Here is a 1,821-nt window from a genome sequence, read left to right as displayed (position 1 = left end):
CGCCGCTGCTCGTCCCGTCCCAGTTGATGTAGGGGTCCGCGCTGCCCTCGTACACCTTCCCCCCCCACCGGTTGTAGACCGTGAAGCGCGTCGAGCGCACGAAGCCCGTCTCCCGGTCAGGGCGGAACACGTCGTTCCTCCCGTCCCCGTTGGGCGTGATGATGTTGGGAAGCACGAAGCTGAGGCAGTTGTCCTTGCACTCCTCGTTGCTCGGCCCGCTCTCCACCCCGTTCACGCCCGTGGCCGTCACCCGGTAGCAGCCCGCGAAGCTCTCCAGCCCCCCGTGCACGTAGCGCGTCTCCTCCGTGGTCCCCAGCGCCTCCCACTCCCCGTCCAGCCGCGCCTTGAAGTAGACCGTGTAGTAGGCGATCTCCTCGGTGCAGTCACCCGTCACCTGCGGCACCCACTCGAGCACGTTCTGGTAGGGAGGGGGCGTCTCCCGCACAGAGAAGCGCTCGCAGTCCAGCTCATCCAACGTCAGCGCCGGCGCGCAGATCACCCGCGGCAAGAGCACGCAGGCCTGCTGGCTCAGGTTGAGCAGCGGCTCGGGGAGCCCCGCGATCCCGTAGGCCCCCACCGTCTCCACGTAGTAGCAGTACACCTGCCCCCGCAGAAGCCCCTGGCCGCCGAAGGCCCCGAGGTCCTCGTAGGCGCCCCCGGCCCCCGTGCCCGCCACGCTGTCGATGAGCACGAACGCCTGCCCCTCCACGGCCCGGTAGATCCGGTGCAGCCTGCCGGCGTTCTCCCACGGCACCTGGTAGCCCCAGCTCAGCGAGATCCGGCTCTCCCCCTCCTGCGTGGCCTCCGCCTCCAGCCGCACGCTCGAGGCGCTCGTCGAGTCGTAGAGCGCCAGCCGGCCCCCCACCGTGTGGTAGAACTCGAGCTTGTAGCGGTAGGCCTCCCCCAGCGTGTTGAGCCCCCGGTCCACGAACACCGTGTCCGCCAGGCGGTCGAATCTGGCCACAGGCGCGTAGCCCTGCCCCCCGTCCGGGCCCTGCCCCACCTTGCGGTAGAGCCGGTACTGGAAGGGGCCCTCGAGCAGCTCCACCCCCGCCCCAGGCTGCGTCCAGCGCACCGTCACCTGCCCCGAGGACGCCGCCGTCGCCTCCACGCTCACGTGCGTCAGGTAGGGGATGTCCTGCTCGACGGCCACGCAGGCCTCATTCGAGGCAAGGCTCTGCCCCCGCCCCGGAGCAGGGAACTCGGCGTAGAGCATGTAGCAGAACTCCTTGCCCGACTCCAGCCCCTGGCCCCCGTTGTTGTCCAGGTAGCTCACCTCCCCGCTGCCCACCTCGGCGATCAGCACGAAGCCCGTGCTGGCCGGGATGCCCGTCTGGCACGTGTCGGGCTCGAAGCCCGAGGGGCCCTCCCGCCGGTAGACCCGGATAACAGAGGCGTTCCGGCACACGTAGGGGTCCCACGTGAGCAGCACGTCCTTGCCCTGCCCCGTGGCCACCAGGTTCTCCGGCGGCGGGCCCACCACCCGGATCCGCCACGGCTGCAGGTCGGCCAGCCGCTGCCCGATCGGCAGCTGGTCCTCGGCCCGGACCACCACCAGGTACGGCTCGTCGCGCACGTCCGAGCACTCGGTCGCCCACCTGAAAAGCCCGCTGGCGGCACCAGGCGCGTTCACCGTCTGCGTGAAGGTGGCCGGCGGGATCAGCCCGCTCGAGGCCGTCAGCGTGATCCGGTCCCCGTCCGGGTCCGTGGCCCGCATGAGCCACTCCAGCGTCGTGCCCGCCACGATGCAGGTGTCCCGCGGCTCCAGCACCGGCGGCCGGTTGGGGCCCTCCCGCACCAGGATCTGCATGTCCCGCACAA

General features: G+C 70.8%; 1 protein-coding gene. It reads right to left on the bottom strand.

All coding sequences use genetic code 11. From position 1 onward, the window contains the following. The coding region (locus FVR03_RS24045; protein WP_147924315.1) for a T9SS type B sorting domain-containing protein at positions 1–1,821 on the bottom strand (1,821 nt) is incomplete at both ends.

The organism is Pontibacter qinzhouensis (assembly GCF_008017455.1).
In the GTDB taxonomy this organism is placed as follows: Bacteria; Bacteroidota; Bacteroidia; order Cytophagales; family Hymenobacteraceae; genus Pontibacter; species Pontibacter qinzhouensis.
This window is presented reverse-complemented; position numbering and strand designations above follow the sequence as displayed.